17 protein-coding genes are annotated in these 16,946 nt (G+C 59.1%); 10 read left to right on the top strand and 7 right to left on the bottom strand.

From position 1 onward, the window contains the following. Positions 1 to 18: 18 nt before the first annotated feature. Complete coding sequence (locus I6G83_RS00845; protein ID WP_054306419.1) at positions 19 to 465, top strand: winged helix-turn-helix transcriptional regulator; 447 nt, start codon at positions 19 to 21, stop codon at positions 463 to 465. Positions 466 to 484: 19 nt separating this feature from the next. Here I6G83_RS00845 and I6G83_RS00840 read toward each other — a convergent pair whose 3' ends face one another. Both I6G83_RS00840 and I6G83_RS00835 read right to left on the bottom strand, forming a co-directional pair. Next, the gene (locus I6G83_RS00840; RefSeq protein WP_054306420.1) at positions 485 to 1,453 is read right to left on the bottom strand and encodes a GlxA family transcriptional regulator; all 969 of its coding nucleotides are present in this window, start codon (positions 1,451 to 1,453) and stop codon (positions 485 to 487) included. Between the two features lie 95 nt (positions 1,454 to 1,548). Beyond that, complete coding sequence (locus tag I6G83_RS00835) at positions 1,549 to 2,328, bottom strand: MBL fold metallo-hydrolase (protein ID WP_054306421.1); 780 nt, start codon at positions 2,326 to 2,328, stop codon at positions 1,549 to 1,551. Positions 2,329 to 2,539: 211 nt separating this feature from the next. Here I6G83_RS00835 and I6G83_RS00830 point away from each other — a divergent pair, with 211 nt between their 5' ends. Next, positions 2,540 to 2,974: an N-acetyltransferase gene (locus tag I6G83_RS00830; RefSeq protein WP_197910550.1), complete on the top strand. Its 435-nt coding sequence runs from the start codon at positions 2,540 to 2,542 to the stop codon at positions 2,972 to 2,974. Between the two features lie 47 nt (positions 2,975 to 3,021). Here the strand turns inward: I6G83_RS00830 and I6G83_RS00825 are convergent, their stop codons facing one another. Both I6G83_RS00825 and I6G83_RS00820 read right to left on the bottom strand, forming a co-directional pair. After that, positions 3,022 to 3,777 carry an SDR family oxidoreductase gene (locus I6G83_RS00825; RefSeq protein ID WP_174545404.1) on the bottom strand — a complete coding sequence of 252 codons (756 nt, stop codon included), beginning with the start codon at positions 3,775 to 3,777 and terminating at the stop codon, positions 3,022 to 3,024. Positions 3,778 to 4,070: 293 nt separating this feature from the next. After that, a complete protein-coding gene (locus tag I6G83_RS00820; protein ID WP_232238939.1) occupies positions 4,071 to 4,736 on the bottom strand; it encodes a glutathione S-transferase family protein in 666 nt (221 codons plus the stop codon). Between the two features lie 151 nt (positions 4,737 to 4,887). Between I6G83_RS00820 and I6G83_RS00815 the strand changes: the two genes are divergently transcribed. From I6G83_RS00815 to I6G83_RS00785, 7 genes are all read left to right on the top strand, one after another. After that, a complete protein-coding gene (locus I6G83_RS00815; RefSeq protein WP_054306423.1) occupies positions 4,888 to 5,241 on the top strand; it encodes a winged helix-turn-helix transcriptional regulator in 354 nt (117 codons plus the stop codon). 339 nt (positions 5,242 to 5,580) lie between these two features. Then, complete coding sequence (locus I6G83_RS00810) at positions 5,581 to 6,321, top strand: 2OG-Fe dioxygenase family protein (RefSeq protein WP_072186125.1); 741 nt, start codon at positions 5,581 to 5,583, stop codon at positions 6,319 to 6,321. A 7-nt stretch (positions 6,322 to 6,328) separates the two neighbouring features. After that, complete coding sequence (locus I6G83_RS00805) at positions 6,329 to 7,597, top strand: PLP-dependent aminotransferase family protein (RefSeq protein WP_062779200.1); 1,269 nt, start codon at positions 6,329 to 6,331, stop codon at positions 7,595 to 7,597. Next, positions 7,594 to 9,999, top strand: a complete 2,406-nt coding sequence (locus I6G83_RS00800) for an ATP-grasp domain-containing protein (RefSeq protein WP_054305294.1) — start codon at positions 7,594 to 7,596, stop codon at positions 9,997 to 9,999. The genes I6G83_RS00805 and I6G83_RS00800 overlap by 4 nt, the downstream gene beginning before the upstream one ends. Beyond that, positions 9,992 to 10,885, top strand: coding sequence for a sugar phosphate isomerase/epimerase family protein (locus tag I6G83_RS00795; RefSeq protein WP_054305295.1), 894 nt, complete (start codon positions 9,992 to 9,994; stop codon positions 10,883 to 10,885). The genes I6G83_RS00800 and I6G83_RS00795 overlap by 8 nt, the downstream gene beginning before the upstream one ends. Then, the gene (locus tag I6G83_RS00790; protein WP_054305296.1) at positions 10,872 to 11,573 is read left to right on the top strand and encodes an AzlC family ABC transporter permease; all 702 of its coding nucleotides are present in this window, start codon (positions 10,872 to 10,874) and stop codon (positions 11,571 to 11,573) included. The genes I6G83_RS00795 and I6G83_RS00790 overlap by 14 nt, the downstream gene beginning before the upstream one ends. Beyond that, positions 11,563 to 11,889, top strand: coding sequence for a hypothetical protein (locus I6G83_RS00785; protein ID WP_128143644.1), 327 nt, complete (start codon positions 11,563 to 11,565; stop codon positions 11,887 to 11,889). Before I6G83_RS00790 ends, I6G83_RS00785 begins: the two co-directional genes overlap by 11 nt. Positions 11,890 to 11,929: 40 nt before the next feature. Here I6G83_RS00785 and I6G83_RS00780 read toward each other — a convergent pair whose 3' ends face one another. Continuing rightward, positions 11,930 to 13,126 (bottom strand): MFS transporter, encoded by a 1,197-nt coding sequence (locus I6G83_RS00780; RefSeq protein WP_054305298.1) that lies wholly within the window; start codon positions 13,124 to 13,126, stop codon positions 11,930 to 11,932. 245 nt (positions 13,127 to 13,371) lie between these two features. On the opposite strand from I6G83_RS00780, the gene I6G83_RS00775 reads away from it, so the two are divergent. Continuing rightward, complete coding sequence (locus tag I6G83_RS00775; protein ID WP_054305299.1) at positions 13,372 to 14,118, top strand: sulfite exporter TauE/SafE family protein; 747 nt, start codon at positions 13,372 to 13,374, stop codon at positions 14,116 to 14,118. Positions 14,119 to 14,138: 20 nt separating this feature from the next. On the opposite strand, the gene I6G83_RS00770 is transcribed toward I6G83_RS00775, so the two are convergent. Both I6G83_RS00770 and I6G83_RS00765 read right to left on the bottom strand, forming a co-directional pair. Further along, positions 14,139 to 16,286 (bottom strand): PipA/GogA/GtgA family type III secretion system effector, encoded by a 2,148-nt coding sequence (locus I6G83_RS00770; RefSeq protein WP_054305300.1) that lies wholly within the window; start codon positions 16,284 to 16,286, stop codon positions 14,139 to 14,141. Between the two features lie 107 nt (positions 16,287 to 16,393). Then, the gene (locus tag I6G83_RS00765) at positions 16,394 to 16,819 is read right to left on the bottom strand and encodes a GNAT family N-acetyltransferase (RefSeq protein WP_054305322.1); all 426 of its coding nucleotides are present in this window, start codon (positions 16,817 to 16,819) and stop codon (positions 16,394 to 16,396) included. Positions 16,820 to 16,946 lie beyond the last annotated feature (127 nt).

Raw genomic sequence — 16,946 nt, 5'->3', positions numbered from 1 at the left:
GGCCGCTGAGGAGGCGCTATGCCATCGCGTAAACCAATGCACGATGAACCCTGTCCGGTAGCACGCTGCGTCGATCTGATCGGCGATCGCTGGTCGCTGCTGATCGTTCGCGACGCCTTTGACGGCCTGCGCCGCTTCGGCGACTTTCAACGCAGTCTGGGGATGGCGCGGAATATTCTCTCCGACCGGCTACGCAAGCTGGTTGATGCCGGCGTGCTTGCCCTGCAGGGCGCCTCGGACGGTTCGGCGTATCAGGAGTATGTGCTGACGGACAAGGGGGAAAGCCTGTTTCCCGTAGTGGTGGCGCTGCGCCAGTGGGGGGAGCAGCATCTGTTCGAACGCGGCGAGCGGCACTCGCTGCTGATTGATAAGCACACCGGTGAACCGGTTCCTTTAATGAGTCCGACCGCGCGGGACGGCGGCGTGCTGGCGGCCAGCGCGACCGAAGTGCTCAAGGTAAAGTAAAAACATGCGTCTGGCGTGTTCAGCCGGCATCAATGTCTGCGGGGCCACGAAAGGTCCGACGCCATTCACTGGGGCTGACGCCAAACCGGGTCTTGAAACTTTGTCTGAAAGAAACGGGGGACTGAAACCCCGCCTCATCCGCTACGCTTTCAATGCTGTTATTGGTCGTTTCCAGCAGCTCCTGACTTCGTTGCAGACGCTCGGCATTGAGCCATTCCCCCAACGGGATGCCGGTGGCTTTCACAAAATGGCGCGTCAGCGTGCGCCTGCTCATATTAACAAAGCGGGCCAGTGAGTCGAGGTCGTGCGGCTTGTCCAGATTACGCCGCAGATAATCGATGAGCTCGTTGATTTTGCCGTCGCGGGTATTCACCGGAATGGGGCGTTCAATAAACTGGGCTTGCCCGCCCTCCCGATAGGGGGGGACCACCATTCTTCTGGCGACCCGGTTGGCAATGGCGGTGCCGTAATGGTCGCGGACAATATTGAGGCAGCAATCGATACCGGCGGCCGTACCGGCAGAGGTAATCAGACGTTCATCGGTGGTGTACAGTGAGTTGCTGTCCAGATGAACCTCCGGGAAGCGCTGCGTGAAGTCGCTTTCATACTCCCAGTGCGTTGCCGCGCGGTGTTGATCAAGCAAGCCGCTGTAGGCCAGCACGTAAGTGCCAAGACACAGGCCGACCACTTCTGCGCCGCGCTGCCAGGTGCTGACCAGTTTATCAAGCAGTAACTGAGAAGGCTTTTCATCCGGATCATGCCAGAAGGGCACGATAACAATATCCGCGCTGTCGAGTCGCTCCAGCCCATGCTCCACAGTGATGGACAGGCCAATATCCGACAGGACGACACCTGGCGTTTCCGCGCAAATATCCACCTGAAAGAGATTCGGTTCCGGCATCGCCGTGCCAAACAGGATGCAGGGCACCGAAAAATGAAACGGGCTGAACCCATTGGTGACAATCACCGCTACTTTCAGCGCAGGCATGGTGAACCTCACAGTTGTTGTTACCGCTCGTTTTCGACAGGCTGCGGCATACCCGCTGCATGATATTTTACCGCAGAACCGGCGGAGAGGGCTGCTCAGAAAGTCAGGGTTTCGCCATCGGCCGGAATCAGCACCTTATCTTCAATACCGTGTTCAAGAGTATATTCGCGTAACTCCGCACGGGTCAGCAGGCAGTGGTTAACCGACTCCATATGGGAAGCTACCACGGTCGTTTCGGGCAGCACCTGCAATGTGCGCAGCGTATCCTCTTTACCCATGATGATTGAACCGTAGTCATTGATCACGGCATCCCCGGTATTCAGCACCACAACATCCGGCCGGAAGCGCTGCAGGCTTCTGACATACGGTTTTACCCAAATGGTATCGCCGGCAATATAAAGCGTTTTTTCATCGTGATGGGTAAATACCAGACCGCATGCGTCACCCAGCAGCTCGGCCATGACGGTATTGGCATACAGGTCGTTGCTGCCGTGTTGGCCGTCGGTGGTGAAAATCGTCAGCCCATCAACGAAGCGGTTTTCGTCTGCTAGCGTACGGACGTTGATAAACCCTTGGGAACGGACCAGGGCGGCATCGTTATCGTTCTGGGTATAAATCAGCATGTCTTTCGGCACTAACTGCTGCGCCGCCTCGTCCCAGTGGTCGGTATGGGTATGGGTGATAATCACCGCATCAACGGCCAGCAGCTCTTCAATGGCGACGGGCAAGGCCACCATCGGATTGCGCAGATGCGAGCGCGCGCTGCCGGCAAAGCCATCCCAGGCATCCTTTTCCGCGAGCATCGGGTCAATCAGGAATTTTTTACCGGCATATTCCAACACCAGCGTGGCATTGCGGATTTGAGTCAGTTTCATGTTTGCTCCGGGGTGTATCTCGTTAACAGGTGCGGCTACCGCGATAACGAATTGCTCTGGCGGCGGCTGCGAGGTGCTTAACTGTACGGGGAGGGCGGCGCGGAGTGTGATATGTCCACAGGACATAAAGCGATGTAATCGGGTCAATCGAAGGTTTGGCGAATAATTCCGGCCGTGGCACACTGCTTTTTTCTTATTCAACCGTGGCTTGATGATGATCCGAGATTTTTGCACGTCTGATTCAGAGTCCGTACTGGACATTTGGTTACGCGCGTCAATGCAGGCGCATCATTTTGTCGCCCCCGAGTTTTGGCACAGCCAGCTTGACGCGATGCGCGACGTCTACCTGCCCAGCGCGATCACCCGGGTGTTGGAGGCCGATGGTGCGGTCATCGGGTTCTGCTCTGTTTATCAGCAGACGCTGGCGGCGCTGTTTGTTTCCCCTGAGCATCAGGGAAGGGGAGTTGGTGCGCAATTGCTGGCCGACGCCATGTCAGCCAAATCGATGCTGGAACTGTCGGTGTATGCCGCGAATGCTTCCGCCATCCGTTTCTACGAAAAGCAGGGATTTGTCACCGTCAGAGAGCGGCTGGACGAGCATACGGGCCAACCGGAGAAGGTGATGTGCTGGCGAGCGTTATCGTGAACATATCGCGCAGCGATGCCTGGCCGGGACCGTGCCCGGCGTTTCATCTATACCCCGCCGCACAGGTCGGTAAAACTGCCGGTGACGAACGAGGCTTCATCGCTCAGCAGCCACAAAATGGCATAGGCGACTTCTTCCGGCGTGCCGCCCCGTTGCATCGGGAAGTTTTTGGCAATCCGGTCCACCCGCTGCGCCTCGCCGCCGTCGGCATGAATATCGGTGTAAATGCCGCCCGGACGCACGCAGTTGACGCGGATGCCGTCAGCGGCGACCTCTTTCGACAGGCCGGTGGTGAAGGTATCGACGGCGCCTTTCGACGCGGCATAGTCAACGTATTCGAAGGGGGAACCGCTTTTCGCTGCGCCGGATGACACGTTGACGATGGCGCCTCCGCGCCCCCCGCGGGACAACGACATGCGTTTGATCGCCTCGCGTGAGCAGTAAAAATGGCTCATGACGTTGGTCAGCAGCACCTGTTGGAAGCGCTCGCCGTCCATATCAATCATCGCCATTTTTTGCTTCAGGATGCCGACGTTATTGACCAGATGGGTAATGGCGCCCAGCTGGCGGTCGATATCGTCAAACATGGCGATGACCTGACGCTCATCGGAGACATCGGCGCGGATGGCGATGCATTTCCCGCCCCGGCTTAAAATTTGATCGCGAACGTTAACTGCGGATTTTTCATCGTTTAAATAGTTCAAACAGATTGAATAACCCCGTTCTGCCGCCAGTAATGCCGTCGCAGCGCCAATACCGCGCCCTGAGCCCGTTATCAATAATACGTTATCGTTAATCATCATCCTGTCTGGTGCCTTATATTAGGAATAAAAAACAGAAGGTTAATTGCAAACAAATAAGAAAATACGGCGCTGTTAATATATAACCGACCAGGCTGAATAAATCGAATTTTTGCGGCGCGGTTCAGACGGCGCCCGACCGGGCAAAGTACGGCGACGGGTCGAAATTTTGGGAGCAGCAGCTGCTTAACACGCCGGTGCCGGGAAGCGCATAAGCGGCGTATCGCTTGCCGTCCGGCATCGGTTAATTCAGCCCGCGATAGCGCGGGCTTTTTTATTGCCGCCACGGCGGCATGCTATGCGGCGCCAAAACGTTCGATCACCTCCGGCAGCGCAATATGACCGCTGCAGGCGCCGCTGCCGGGCTGCATGTCGCCGCTTTCCAGCGCGGTGGCATAGATTACCGCGGGATCGGCCTCAAGGCGGCTTCTCAGCGCGGCCAGCTTCGGCCAGCGCGTTGATGCGGCCACCTGATGAATGTCGAGCCAGCGGGCGACGCCGATCAGAATTGCGTCCGCCAGCGTCGGACGATCCGCGAGCAGAAAAGGCATCTCACCGATCATCGCCTCGAGCTGGTCGTGACGCTTGATCACGGACTCGCGGCCCCATGTCTGCAACACATCCTTCATCATCGGGTTGGGCGGGGACATCTCCATCGCCGCCCAGAGCGGGCTGAAGGCGGCGGTGAAGCCGGTGTTGATAAACGCCATCAGCTGGTGCATACGGTCGGCGCTGGGCGACTGCGGGTCAAAGCTGATGCGGCGCGCGCTGTCCCGCGCCTCCAGCCAGGCGGCGATCGCCAGGTTTTCCGTCAGCACTTCTCCCCGTTCGGTGATCAGCGCCGGCGTCTCCACCCGCGGGTTAAGGCGCTGATAGGCCGGCTCGCGCATTTCGCCTAACATATCGACGCGGCACAGTTGGTACGGGCGGCCCAGCCATTCAAACGCAGCGACAAGCCCCATAGAACTTCCCGCCGGGAAGCCGTATAGCAGAATTGGTTCCATACTTAGGTTCTCCAGGATTGAGAGTGATGGCGCTGCGCAGCGATGTGTTACTGTAGCAGCCGGTTCCCGTAAGTAAATTACGCACTTTTTTGTTACCACGAGCCCCGATATGAAAGACCTGGTTTCCCGTTGCCCGATAGAAGAAGTGATGCAGGTTCTCAGCGGCCGCTGGCCGACGTTGCTGATCTACTACCTGCAGCATGGTTCCAGACGCTTTAACCAGCTGCGTCGGGATAACCCGACGATCTCGCACAAGATGCTGACGTTGGAACTGCGCAAGCTGGAGGATGCCGGCATCGTTCATCGCACGGAATTTGCGGGCTACCCGCGGCGCGTCGACTACGCGCTGACGCCGGCAGGAGAGCGGCTGGTGCCGCTGATTGATGCGCTGGGAGCGTGGTGGGAAGAGACGGATAGTCAGGGTGAAGAAAACGCATTGCGTGATGTCTATTCGGCGATGTAGGGCTATTCCGTTGGTCATCAACCAATTAGCGGTGTCGGCCGATTACTCTATTTTATTGGCGTAATAAATACGCCATATTCGCGTTGTTCATAATAAATTTATTGCTCGCCTTGCCATTAGCTAGAATTTATTCTACTTCGGCGTCAGGGAAAATAATTAACTAGCTGGCTGAATATTTTTTTAGCAAATCTATTGTGTGCTACTTTATTATTTTGTCTTGATATATATAACCTTTCATATTGTCTTACATTTTTATTTATTATCTCTGTGCATCTTGTATGTTGGCGGCGGTTTTTTCTGCTAGGTTTTTTTAACCCCCCAATATTAAGCGTGATAACCATGGAAAATGAAATTTTCCCAGGAGAGAGTTGCGCTCTGGCGACGCCGGTCAGCGATAGATTAGCCCTATTTCGTGAGCGACACTTTATCTATTTTCCTGCCTGTGAGCTTGGCGTCGGCAATAACGCAGTCGCGGAGGAAGCTCTGGTTTCAACATGGGAAAATTTACCCGTTGATAAATATTTACAGGGGAGCAGGCTGCGCCGGCGGCGTATTTGCAAATTTGATCTCAGCCAGCAGGGTGAGATAACGCCGTTGCAGGACTGTCATTTTTTTCAAAGCTCACAGGTCAATGGTCTATTAGGTGGCATTGAGCGCCTGTATCCCCGCAGCGAAAACGATTTTATTTCCTCATCGGTCGTTCAGCAGCTGCTGGCCCATCACCATGCGTTACTGACCCGTTTGGTGGGTAATCAGCGTTGGCTGGTGACGTGCCACCAACTGCGCGTCTGCTGTGATGCGCAGCAGGCGGGGCTGGCAGCGCCGGAAGGGCGTCATTCTGACGGACATGATTATATTTTTCAGCACCTTATTCAACGCAGCAACGTATTAGGCGGCGCCAGCGAAGTGTATGACCGTGATGGCAGGCAGGTGCTGACTCGGGTATTACAGGGTTTTCTCGACACGTTGCTGCTTGATGACCGCATGATGCAGCACGATGTCACACCGCTATATCCTGACGATCCGCTCAGGGCGGCATTTCGCGACATGCTGATTATTGATTTTGACCAAATACGCTGAGAGAAATATGGAAACGTCACTGATTTTGCAGTCCGACCCGATGATGGGGGAAGCCGACAGCTTGAGACAGCGATTCAGCGCTGCAAAGCAGCGGCGTGAAGCGACGATTTCGCTGACGGCAAACGAAAATGTGCTGTCGGAAAGTGCGCGTTGGGTAGGGCAAAGCCGGCATTATGACCGTTACTATTTCAACGGCCTGCTTAACGACGACTGCCGCTATGCCGCGCACTATAACGGTATGCAGTTTGAAGCGTTTCCTGAGGTGGCCTGGTTACAGGCGGAGGCCACCGCCGCGGCGCAGCGGCTGTTTGACGCTCCTTACATTGAGTATCGCGCGCTGTCGGGCGTACATTGTACGCTGGCGATGATCGCCGCCCTGACCGAACCAGGGGATGGTGTGTGGTCCCTGTCGCCGGCATGCGGCGGTCACTTTGCCACGGCGGCGCTGGTGGAGCGGTTGGGCCGGTGCAGCGGTTTTATCACCCTGACCGACGACGGCGAGATCGATCTGGCGGCACTGGCGTCAATGCTGCGTCAGCCGCCGGCGGCTGTCGTTCTCGACCACGGTCTGACCTGCCATGGCTTTGCGGTTGCGCCACTGCGCCAATGGCTGGACCGCCACGGCCTGACAGAGGTGCTGATTTTGTATGATGCATCGCATCCGTTGGGGCTTATCGCCGGTGGCGCGCTGGCTAATCCGTTGGATGACGGGGCCGATATCCTACAGGGCAATACGCATAAATCATTCCCCGGCCCGCATCGCGCCATTATTGCTACCCGCAACGCTTCCCTGGCGGCGCGTATTCAGGGGGGGCTGGATGCCGGTCTGGTGTCTTCGCCCAACTTACCTTGTTTGCTACAGCTATTCGTTACCCTGCGGGAAATGGCGTGTTTTGGCGCCGACTATGCGCGGCAGATGTGTCGCAATGCCTGGCTATTGGGGGAGCGGCTGGCGGATCTGCCGGGATGGACCGTGCTGCCGACGCAGACCCATATGTTACTGCTACAGGGGGAGCAGAGCGCAGCGGCGGCTGCCGCCCTTAATGAACTGGGCATCCGGGTCAATAATAAAATGCGCTTTGGGCAACCCTGTTTGCGGTTGGGGCTGCAGGAGGTGACCCGGCTGGGAATAAGCGATGAACAGTTGGGGGCGCTATCGGACATCTTGCGCCAGGCGTTGCTGAATCCGACGAACGACAGGTTGCGCCCGCGGGTACAGGCGCTGGGCATGCAGTTACGGCAGGTGCATTACAGTTTTGATACTGAGGGGCGATGATGAAGGGCAATGCGTGTTTGATTATCGGCAATGTGCGCGAGGGTGAATATGAAGGCCTGTTGGCGGACGGCGTTGAGGTGCTACTGCTGGCGGATACCAAGCCGACGGCGAAAATCGCTGACGCCAGCCATCTGCAGCCGGTTGCCCGCTATGATTTTTCTAAGGGGTACGGCGAGGAGCTGCGACAGCTGGTGGCGGCGTTGCATACGGAGTATGCCTTTACCAGCGTGTTGAATTTTCGGGAAAGCTATGTGGCGGTCAGCGAGCAAATTTGTCAGGGGCATCCGGCGCTGCGGCATTTGCAGCGTCATGTCTCCCGCACGCTGGATAAGTTGCAGCAGCGCGCCTGTTTCAACGCCAGCGCCAATCGCGACTTACATGTGACATCCCGCCGCGCAACGATGGAAGCGCTACTGCAGCAGGCTGACGCGCTGAGCTGGCCCTGCGTGCTGAAGCCGGCCAGTCTATACAGCAGCCTGTTCGTCAAATGTTTACACAGCGCGCAGGATCTGGCGCGCTACGCACTGGAGGAGTGGCCAGAGCTGCAGGCGTACGTCGCGGGGAAAAGCCGGGAAACCAGTGAATTACTGCTGGAAGAGTACCTGAGCGGTTCCAATCACTCGATTGACTGCGCGATTACGCCGGACGGTGAGATAACAACTTTTCCGATTGTCGATGTGATCGCCGGCGTAGATATTCAGCGGCCGGATTTCCACCATTTTGCCCGCTATTCCCCCTCAACGCTGCAAAGTAATGAGGAGATGGTGGCGCGTTGTCATCGGCTGGCTCGGGATGCCGTCGCGGCGCTGGGACTGCGCGGCACTTTTGCACACGTGGAATTTATCCTCACCGCCGCCGGCCCGCGTATTCTTGAGGTCGGGGCCAGGCCGGGGGGCAGCCGTATCTATGTGATACGCCAGGCCTGGGGTATCGCAATGGATGCCTGTTACCACCGCGCGCTTTCTGGCCAGCCGTTACGCTTACCGGAGACGCCGGCGAGCGCTTTTGGCATCGCCACGCCGTTCGCACGCCACAATATTGTCTGGCAAGGGCTGCGGCATGAAGCGCAGATACGCCGGATCGCCGGGTTTCAGCAGTGGTATGCGTGGGTCGAGCCGGGGGCGACGATCGGCCCGGTCGGCAACGGTTTCCAGAATTATGTCTACATCGAGTTTCGAGGTGCGGATACCGCGGCGCTACGAGAGTCGCTGCTGCAGGTGGCGCAGATCGACGTATACGGTGAGAGGGAGCGGCCGGCGGTGATTGTGGTTGGTGGGCGAGACTCATCAATAAATTGGCCCGGCAGCGCAGAGATTGACGTGACGCTGATTCAGACGCCCGCGCAGTTGACCCCTTATCAGCGCCAGCATGCGGAAGTGTTGCTGACGGAGCGATTGGACGATTTGGCGCATTGGCTGCCGATATTGCAGGAGCGGCATCGACAGCGCCCTTTTAGCGCGATTGTTTCTTTCAATGAGCTGGGGTTGATGCCCGCCGCGCTGGCCGGCGAGCAGTTGGGCATCTGCCATAACCCCCGCCGCAGCGTAGAGCAGAGCCGCGACAAACTGTTGTTTCGACAGCTGCTGGTCGACGGGCCTTGGGCGCTGCCCGCCAGCCGGGTTGACGACCGCGCGCAGGCGCTGGCCTTTGTGCAGCGTCACGGCGCGTCAATTATCAAACCGATCGCCGGCTCCGGGAGCCAGGGGATATACGCAGTAAATAATGAGCAGGATTTGCGCGATATTCCGTTTGACGGCAATCAGCAGATTGAGGCGTTTGCCCGCGGTGAAGAGTTTAGCGTGGAGACGCTGAGCCTGGATGGCGAGCACCGCTTACTGGGAATCACGCGCAAATACACCACCGGCGCTCCCCACTATGTGGAGACCGGGCATGATTTTCCGGCGCCGTTGGCGCCAGAGGATGAACGGCTAATCGCTGAGGCGGTGCTGTGGCTGTTGCAGGCGCTGGGACATCGCTGGGGGCCGGCCCATACCGAAGTGAAATTGGACGGGCAGCGTGTGCAATTTATCGAAACCCAGACGCGTTTTGGCGGCGATCAAATTTGGGAAATGGTCTGGGGCGTGACCGGTGTACATCAGGCCGCCGCCACCATTGCGGCGATGGCAAAGACCGCGCTGCCGGCGACGCCCGCCGCCTATCAACGGATGTCGATCCGCTTTCTGAACGCAGCGGAAGGAGCCGCGCCGCAGGCGCCGCTCCCGGCCGGGTGGTTGATCCGCACCAGCCTTCAGCCGGAGAAATTCGGCAGGCCGGTGCGTTGCTCTTCAGAGCGCCATGGCTATTGGCTGTTTGGCTGTCAGGCATCGGACGAAACGGCGTTTCTCGCCGCCTTGGCCGATATGAATGTTAACCCTCAATTCAGCGAGTATTCCGATGAGTGATGTTCTCTACCGTATTGAAGGCGAAATGCATGAGGCGTTTCCTGTTATCTCCTTTTCGACCAATGTATATGACAATCCGGCAGATATTTTCGACTCTATCGAACGTCTGGCGCAGTACTTCCAGGCGGTAGAGTTTGAAATTGGCGAAGCCGCCGAGGAGGTATTCTGGCAACTGGACTGCGAACAGCGTTTGGCGCTGGCGGCGCAGATTAAGGCATTTACCACGCAACGCGGCGTGACCTTTACCGTCCATGCGGGCTGGTGGGGAAGGCAGTATAACCTGTGCTCGCCGGACGCCGAGGAGCAGGCGCAGGCGATTGAGTGTCTGGGGGCCGCGGTGCGTTTTTCTTTGGCTGCGGGGGCAACCAGCGTGACCTTCCACCCCGGCTACAAGGATAAGTATGACAACACCACGCTGTTGAACTGCCTGATTACGGCCATCAATCGGCTGCAGGAGCAGGTTGACTGTCGCGGTATTGCCCTGTGCCTGGAAAATATGGGCGGAGAGCGGCCTAAATACCCGGTGTTCAGCGTTGAGGAACATCTGCGTTTTCATCGTGAAACCGGGTGTTATATCACCATTGACGTGACGCACCTGTGCTCGCTGTATCCATACGGCGATGCGCTGTTCGACGCCATCGCCCGCCTGGCGCCGGTGACGCGTCATCTGCACATTGCCGATTTACAAGGCACGCATCACCAGCATCTGCCGCTGGGGGAAGGCAATCTGCCGCTGAGCGATGTCTTGAACCGTTTTGCGGCCGGCGGCTATCGCGGCGTGGCGGTGGTGGAGGAGTTTATCCCCAAGTACAGCACGGCCTTTTATCTTGAGAAGGCGCGCGAGTATCAACGACGGCTGGAGTCCATGCGGCATGTCCCTGCATGAACAGCAACTGACGCGCAGCGGCGGCAAGCATGATGTTTTACGCGGGCTGGCCGACGCGTCGCCCTTTGTGTTCTCGTTGCTGCTATCGTTTACCGTCATCGGCCTGCTGGCTTACCAGCAGGGGTTGAGCGGCGTGCATTCGGTGATTTTTAGCGGTGCGCTGATGTCGGCGCCGCTGCAAATGACCCTGCTGGAAGCGCCGCAACAGTCGCTTTCGCTGCTCACCGTGCTGCTGTCCGCACTGAGTATCAACCTGCGTTTTTTGGTGTTTACACTCAGCCTGCGCAGCAGCATGCGCGACGGCCCGCTGCGCGGCTATATTCCCGCGTTATTGGTGATGGCTAACGCCGCCTTTACGCTGATGTCGCTACGGCGCGAGAGCGCGCCGCTGACGCGGGCCTACTGCAACACCGTCAGCTTTACGCTCTATGCCGCCGCCTTGTGCGGCACCCTGCTGGGCTATCTGTTTGCTTCGCTGGCCGATCGCCATCTGGTGGAGCATATGTCGGTGATCATCGCAATTTTCATTGCTTCATCGCTGGGCAAACTGGCGCGCGATCGTCATCAACTGCTGGCGCAGGCGGTGGCGCTGCTGGCCTGTTTTGCCAGCGTGTGGCTGTTTGGCGCCATCAATTTGCTGGCGATCCTGACCATTACGCTGTTGCTGAGTTATCTCTATGACCGATAGCCGCTATTTTTGGACCTTTATCCTATGCTGTGCGTTGATCTCTGCGCTATGTCGGTTACTACCGTTATTAATCAACGTCGAGACGCTGCCTGCGTCGCTGCAGTCGTTTATCACCCGGTTGGCGAAATATATTTCCGTGGCTCTGCTGGTCAATATTCTCGTGGCCGCGCTGTGGCAACTGGGGCAGTTGCAGGGGGCGCACTACCAGTGGATCATTCCGGTGGCGCTGGCGTGGCTGCTGGGTCTGACCCCGCTGAAATCGGGCTATGCTTTCCTGATCGCTCTGGCCTGCTGGGGCGGTCTGCTGTGGTGGTGAAACACGTGTGCCGCCTGCGCTTCAGAAGATTTGTCAGCTCTTACTCACGCGCTACGGCTTTCTGCCTGCCGGGGAGCAACGTGAGCAGCGCCAGCGCGACGGGGAACAGCGATCCCCACAATACCGCATTCCAGCCGAACAGATTCAGCAGCGCGCCGGAGGAGAAGGAGCCGACGATCATCACGCCGAACACCACGAAATCATTAAGCGACTGCACCTGGGTTTTCTCTTCCGGGCGGTGGAAATCAATGATCTTTGTCGACGCGCCGGTAAAGCCGAAGTTCCAGCCGATACCCAGCAGGATCAGGGAAAGCCAGTAATGGGCAATCTCGGTGCCGCTCAGCCCGACGACCACGGACAGCCCGGTCATCAGCAGCCCCGCGGCGGCCACGGGCATCGCCCCGAAGCGGTTAATCAGCCGGCCGGTAAAAAAACCGGGGCCGAACATGGCGATAACGTGCCATTGAATGCCCAGATTAGCCGCCTGCTGAGAGATGCCGTGCATATGCATTGAGAGCGGCGCGGCCGTCATCAGGAAATTCATGATCATATAGGTGACGGCGCCGCTGAATACCGTGCGCAGAAAGCCGGGCTGGCGCACAATTTCCCGCAGCGGGCGGCCGCCGCTTTTGGCAGCGGCAACCGGCTCGGTGGTTTTGACGCCCGTCAGCACCCAGGCGGAGAGCGCAGCGACCAGCGCTTGCGCAACGTAGGTGATGGCAAAGGTGTGGGGCGGCCAGAGATCCATGGTGCCGGTGACCAGCATCGGGCCGATAACGCCGGCCGCGACGCCGCCGCCCATCACCAGCGACAGCGCCCGCGCGCGCCGCGCTTTATCCACGCCGTCCGTCGCGGCGAAGCGGAATGACAGCGCCACCGCGGCGTAGGCACCCCCTAAAAAGGCGGCGAGGCAGAACAGGGCGAATGAGCCGATAACGACCGCCAGCGCGGCGGCCAGGCCGGTGACCATCCCGGCGCCGGTACCGGCCATAAAGGCCGCCTTGCGGCCATATTTGCGCGCCAGCACGCCAAACGGCAGGATACAGGCCGCCATCCCCAGCACGAACATGGTGATGGGGAAGGTGGCTAGGGAAGCGTTCGGCGCAATCGCGTTGCCGACAATCGCGCCGGTGGCGTAAAACACCACCGAGTTCGCGCCGGCCAGCGCCTGAGCCGTTGCCAGGCGCAGGATATTGCGCTGTTGGTCCTTGAGCGGCAATGTGCTCGCTGTCTGCATAAGGTTACCTTTCCTGGTTGATTGTCGGCGTGTCTCCGGTGCGCACGCGCTTTGCTTGCAGTTTCCACTAAAAATCGGCTTGTCGCACGCGTTATCAGCCATACTTCGGCTGGCAGCGAAGTATGGCCGGGTTCTTTGAGCCAGGATGTTTATCCCAAGGAAAAAGGAGCCCGTTATGTTTGCCATTAGCATCAACACCACCGCGTCCGCAGCGTTATTTCCCCTTATCGCCGGGGAGCGACATCATGACTGACTTTGATAGCGCCACGCTGCTGCTGAGCGGCGCGGTTTTCCTGCTGGCCGGGCTGGTGAAAGGCGTGACCGGCATGGGGCTGCCGACCGTGGCGATGGGGCTGCTGGGCGCGCTGATCTCGCCGGTCGCCGCAGCGGGCATGCTGCTGCTGCCCTCATTGGTGACGAATATCTTTCAGCTGGCAGGCGGCGGCAATACGGCGGCGCTGCTGCGCCGGCTGTGGCCGATGCTGTTGATGGTGACGCTGGCCACGCTCTGTACCAGTGGCTGGATCGCAGCAGGCAACAGCAGCCGCACGCAGCTGGCGTTAGGCGTGGCTCTGATTATTTACGGCTTATGGACCCTGTCAGGACGCATTTACGCCGTCTCCGCCCGCGGGGAGAAATACTTTTCGCCGGTTGTCGGGCTGGCCACCGGCATGCTGACCGGCGGCACCGGAGTTTTTGTTATGCCGGCGGTGCCCTGGCTGCAGGCGTTGGGGCTGGAAAAAGATGAACTGGTGCAGGCGCTGGGCATCTCTTTTACCTGCTCGACGCTGGCGCTGGCGGCGGGGCTATGGTGGCACGGCGCCTTCCAGGCCGGTTCGCTGGGGGCGTCAACGCTGGCGGTGCTGCCGGCGCTGGTGGGGCTGTTTGCCGGGCAGAAGCTGCGCCGGGTGATCTCACCGCTGCTGTTCCGCCGCTGTTTTCTGCTCTGCCTGATCGTGCTGGGCGTAGAGATGACGCTGCGGGCGCTCTGAAGGCGGCTGCTCGGTCGCGTTTATACCCGCAGATAGTCCGCCAGGCTGCGGGTATCGTCGGGGTTGACCCGGCGCGCCAGAACCGGGTCGAAAAACAGCGTATTACCCTGCGGATCGCTGAGTTTTAACACGGTATGGTTTTGCAGTTCGAATCTGGCATTTGGCTTCACGCCGGGAATGTCCGGGCTGTCGCCCATGGCGATGGACAGCGGCGTATCAATGGTATGCAGCTCAACCTGATGGTGGCCGGCGCTGTTTGCCAGCGTCTGAAACAGTTTGCTGATGGAGGCCGCGTCGGCCTGCTGTTCGAGAGCAATATCATAAATATCGCGCTGGCTTTCAGCCGGGTTGAAGCGGACGGCCTGGCTGCGTTTATTTTCGTCCGCTAATTTTTGCAGCAGGCTCAGGGTGCTCTCTTTGCCGTGGGTATGTTTGAACAACGGGGCGAATGCCCGCTGGATGTGCTGGCCCGCCTCCTGCTGTTTGGCCTCCAGCCCCGGTTCAGGGAAGGTGCTGATGCCCGCTCTCATCAGCGCATCCATAATGCCGCGGCCATACACGGCGGTTTCCTGCGGATGGCGCGCGCGAATATGGGCGGTTTCGTCGTTGGTGAGGGTGGCGGTGTTCAGGTAGTTTTCCATGCTGTCGCTGCGAAACGGGTTAACCGCGCGGCCCAGCAACGGATCGAAATAGCTGCTGTTGCCGTGCTCATCGCTGATTTTTAACACCGCGTGTTCGGTCAGACGATGATGTTCGCCAGGCTGGCCGGCCGAGGGCACGCTGAGATTGCCGGCGACGGGGAAGGCGTGGGTCTGCGCCTTAAAGCCTGCCGCCTGCGCCATGACCAGGTAGAAGCGGCAGGCCGCTTTGGCATCGCCGCGTTTTTCCTGCATGGCGGCCAGCAGGCCGCCCGGAAATGCCGGGTCGAAGCGGAAGGTTGCGGTTTTTTTGTCTTCCGCATGGAGTTTATGCAGCAGCTCCGCGGCGCTTTTTTCCTGCCCCGTTACGTGTTTGAACAGCGGCGCCATATTGCGCTGGAAGGTCTGGCCCATTCTGGTAGCGCTGGCGGCGTCGTGCGGGTAGGCGACCCCGCCTTCCCGCATCAGCCCGTCGAACACCTTGCGGCCAAACGCTTCCCGTGCGGCGCCAGCCGCCGGGTCCGGCCGCGTCAGTTCTTCTACCGGCTCGTTATCTTCGGTGATTGCCGGCCGTGAGGCGTGGGACGCGGCGCTGTTTGCTGCGGCAGCGGCTGGTTGGGGGGAAAAGGATTGCAGACGCTGTGCTGACGGCGCATCTGCCGTCGGGCGGCTTAGAGACGCTGGCGCTGTTTTGGCCGGGGACGCCGTCGGGGAAGCGTCCTCCTGCGCAGCGGCCGTCGTTGTATCGGCAGACGGCGGCGTTGTTTTGGCGTCCGTCGGCCGTTGCGGCTCAGCGTCGCCAGCAGGCGCCGGGTGGCTGACGCAGGCGGGGTCCTGCGTGCCGAGCTGACGCACTATCTCATCCACCACAATATTCAGCAGTTCGATCAGCGGCCCGCGCGGATGGGGTTTGCCATGCAGGCTTTCATGCTGCGGCAGTCCGGTCAGCCCTTCTAGCAGCGCGTGGAGCAGGGCGCGTCGCTTGCTCAACGGCTGTTGCCCCTGTTCGCTGGCGTAGCCGGGCGGGTTGCCGTTGAGCACCTCAAGCAGCAGCTTCAGTCCCAGCGTCTTGGCGGAGGGCTGATGCGCCGGCGTGGTGGTGGCAGCCTGTGGATTGATCTGCCAGTGAGGGGCATGGCCGCCGAATCTGACCTCGTCGCGATAGGCGTGGTTAAACGCCGCGCGGAAGGTGGCGCTGTGGGCGTAGGCCTCCTGCAGGCCGTGGGTTACCGTATGGTGCAATGCGCGCAGCGCGTTATTGCCCTGTTTGACGGCGGAGAGAAACATGTCCGGCAGTTCACCGGGGCGGAACTTATGCGTTGCGTCGCCGAGTTTGGCTGAGAATGCATGGCGCAGCGGGCTTGGCTGAGTAAATTGTCGCATCATTGCCTGAGAGTGCGCGCTTAGCAGCTGGTCGTGCGCGCGTCCCGCCATTTGGGACAGGCCGGCGAAGCCATGGCGCTGGTGGTGCAAACTTTGACTGATGCCTTTTACCGCCGCGCCAAGCAGCGCAGGATTTAACCCGACCATAAATTGCCCTCCGTTCGCTCCGCCAACGTTTCATCATTGCTATCATAGTGAGTAACCACTGCGCGGAGAGGGTTCCCTCATGGCGAAGATTTTGCGGGCCGGGCCGACTAGCTGGCGGCGCTGTGCAGCAGATAATAGGCGTCGTCGCCTTCTCCTCCCTGGCTGACAATATGCCAGCCGTGCCGCCGGTAAAACAGCAGGGCAGGTTCGTTACGGATCAGGCATTTTAACGCGCCGATGCCGCGGAAGGTGGATTCCGCCTGTTTGAGCAGGGCGCTGCCGACGCCGCGCGTTTGCTGGGTCGGATCCACAAACAGGTTGTGGATGAAATCCTCCGCCCGGTGAATGGAAACAAAGCCCAGCGGTATACCGTGCTCTTCAGCCACCCAAATCTCTTCCCCCAGCGTGGCGCGATCAAAATCTTTCGGTTGGTAATGGCGGGTATCCCGCCAGTGAAAGGCGGTTTTACGTGCTGCCAAATATATGCGGCGCAGAAAGGGACGATCGGATTGTTGGTATGGCCGTATTTGCATCATGCTCCCTCGGTGGCGGACGCGCGGAAATCGAGCAGCGTCGACACCTGAGTATGTCGGAATATCATGCCGTTGGCGAGAGATAGAAAAAAGAGCAAATATAACTATTTGCTCTTAAAATAAGACG

The sequence above is a fragment of the Serratia rubidaea genome (assembly GCF_016026735.1).
Lineage (GTDB): Bacteria > Pseudomonadota > Gammaproteobacteria > Enterobacterales > Enterobacteriaceae > Serratia_B > Serratia_B rubidaea.
The sequence above is the reverse complement of the archived record's forward strand: the minus strand, read 5'-3'. Positions and strand labels throughout refer to the sequence as shown.

Bases quoted from the DNA above. Each gene is read 5' to 3' on its own strand.
- I6G83_RS00845 (WP_054306419.1), top strand. From the start codon at position 19: ATGCCATCGCGTAAACCAATGCACGATGAACCCTGTCCGGTAGCACGC.
- I6G83_RS00840 (WP_054306420.1), bottom strand. From the start codon at position 1,453: ATGCCTGCGCTGAAAGTAGCGGTGATTGTCACCAATGGGTTCAGCCCG.
- I6G83_RS00835 (WP_054306421.1), bottom strand. From the start codon at position 2,328: ATGAAACTGACTCAAATCCGCAATGCCACGCTGGTGTTGGAATATGCC.
- I6G83_RS00830 (WP_197910550.1), top strand. From the start codon at position 2,540: ATGATGATCCGAGATTTTTGCACGTCTGATTCAGAGTCCGTACTGGAC.
- I6G83_RS00825 (WP_174545404.1), bottom strand. From the start codon at position 3,777: ATGATGATTAACGATAACGTATTATTGATAACGGGCTCAGGGCGCGGT.
- I6G83_RS00820 (WP_232238939.1), bottom strand. From the start codon at position 4,736: ATGGGGCTTGTCGCTGCGTTTGAATGGCTGGGCCGCCCGTACCAACTG.
- I6G83_RS00815 (WP_054306423.1), top strand. From the start codon at position 4,888: ATGAAAGACCTGGTTTCCCGTTGCCCGATAGAAGAAGTGATGCAGGTT.
- I6G83_RS00810 (WP_072186125.1), top strand. From the start codon at position 5,581: ATGGAAAATGAAATTTTCCCAGGAGAGAGTTGCGCTCTGGCGACGCCG.
- I6G83_RS00805 (WP_062779200.1), top strand. From the start codon at position 6,329: ATGGAAACGTCACTGATTTTGCAGTCCGACCCGATGATGGGGGAAGCC.
- I6G83_RS00800 (WP_054305294.1), top strand. From the start codon at position 7,594: ATGATGAAGGGCAATGCGTGTTTGATTATCGGCAATGTGCGCGAGGGT.
- I6G83_RS00795 (WP_054305295.1), top strand. From the start codon at position 9,992: ATGAGTGATGTTCTCTACCGTATTGAAGGCGAAATGCATGAGGCGTTT.
- I6G83_RS00790 (WP_054305296.1), top strand. From the start codon at position 10,872: ATGTCCCTGCATGAACAGCAACTGACGCGCAGCGGCGGCAAGCATGAT.
- I6G83_RS00785 (WP_128143644.1), top strand. From the start codon at position 11,563: ATGACCGATAGCCGCTATTTTTGGACCTTTATCCTATGCTGTGCGTTG.
- I6G83_RS00780 (WP_054305298.1), bottom strand. From the start codon at position 13,126: ATGCAGACAGCGAGCACATTGCCGCTCAAGGACCAACAGCGCAATATC.
- I6G83_RS00775 (WP_054305299.1), top strand. From the start codon at position 13,372: ATGACTGACTTTGATAGCGCCACGCTGCTGCTGAGCGGCGCGGTTTTC.
- I6G83_RS00770 (WP_054305300.1), bottom strand. From the start codon at position 16,286: ATGGTCGGGTTAAATCCTGCGCTGCTTGGCGCGGCGGTAAAAGGCATC.
- I6G83_RS00765 (WP_054305322.1), bottom strand. From the start codon at position 16,819: ATGCAAATACGGCCATACCAACAATCCGATCGTCCCTTTCTGCGCCGC.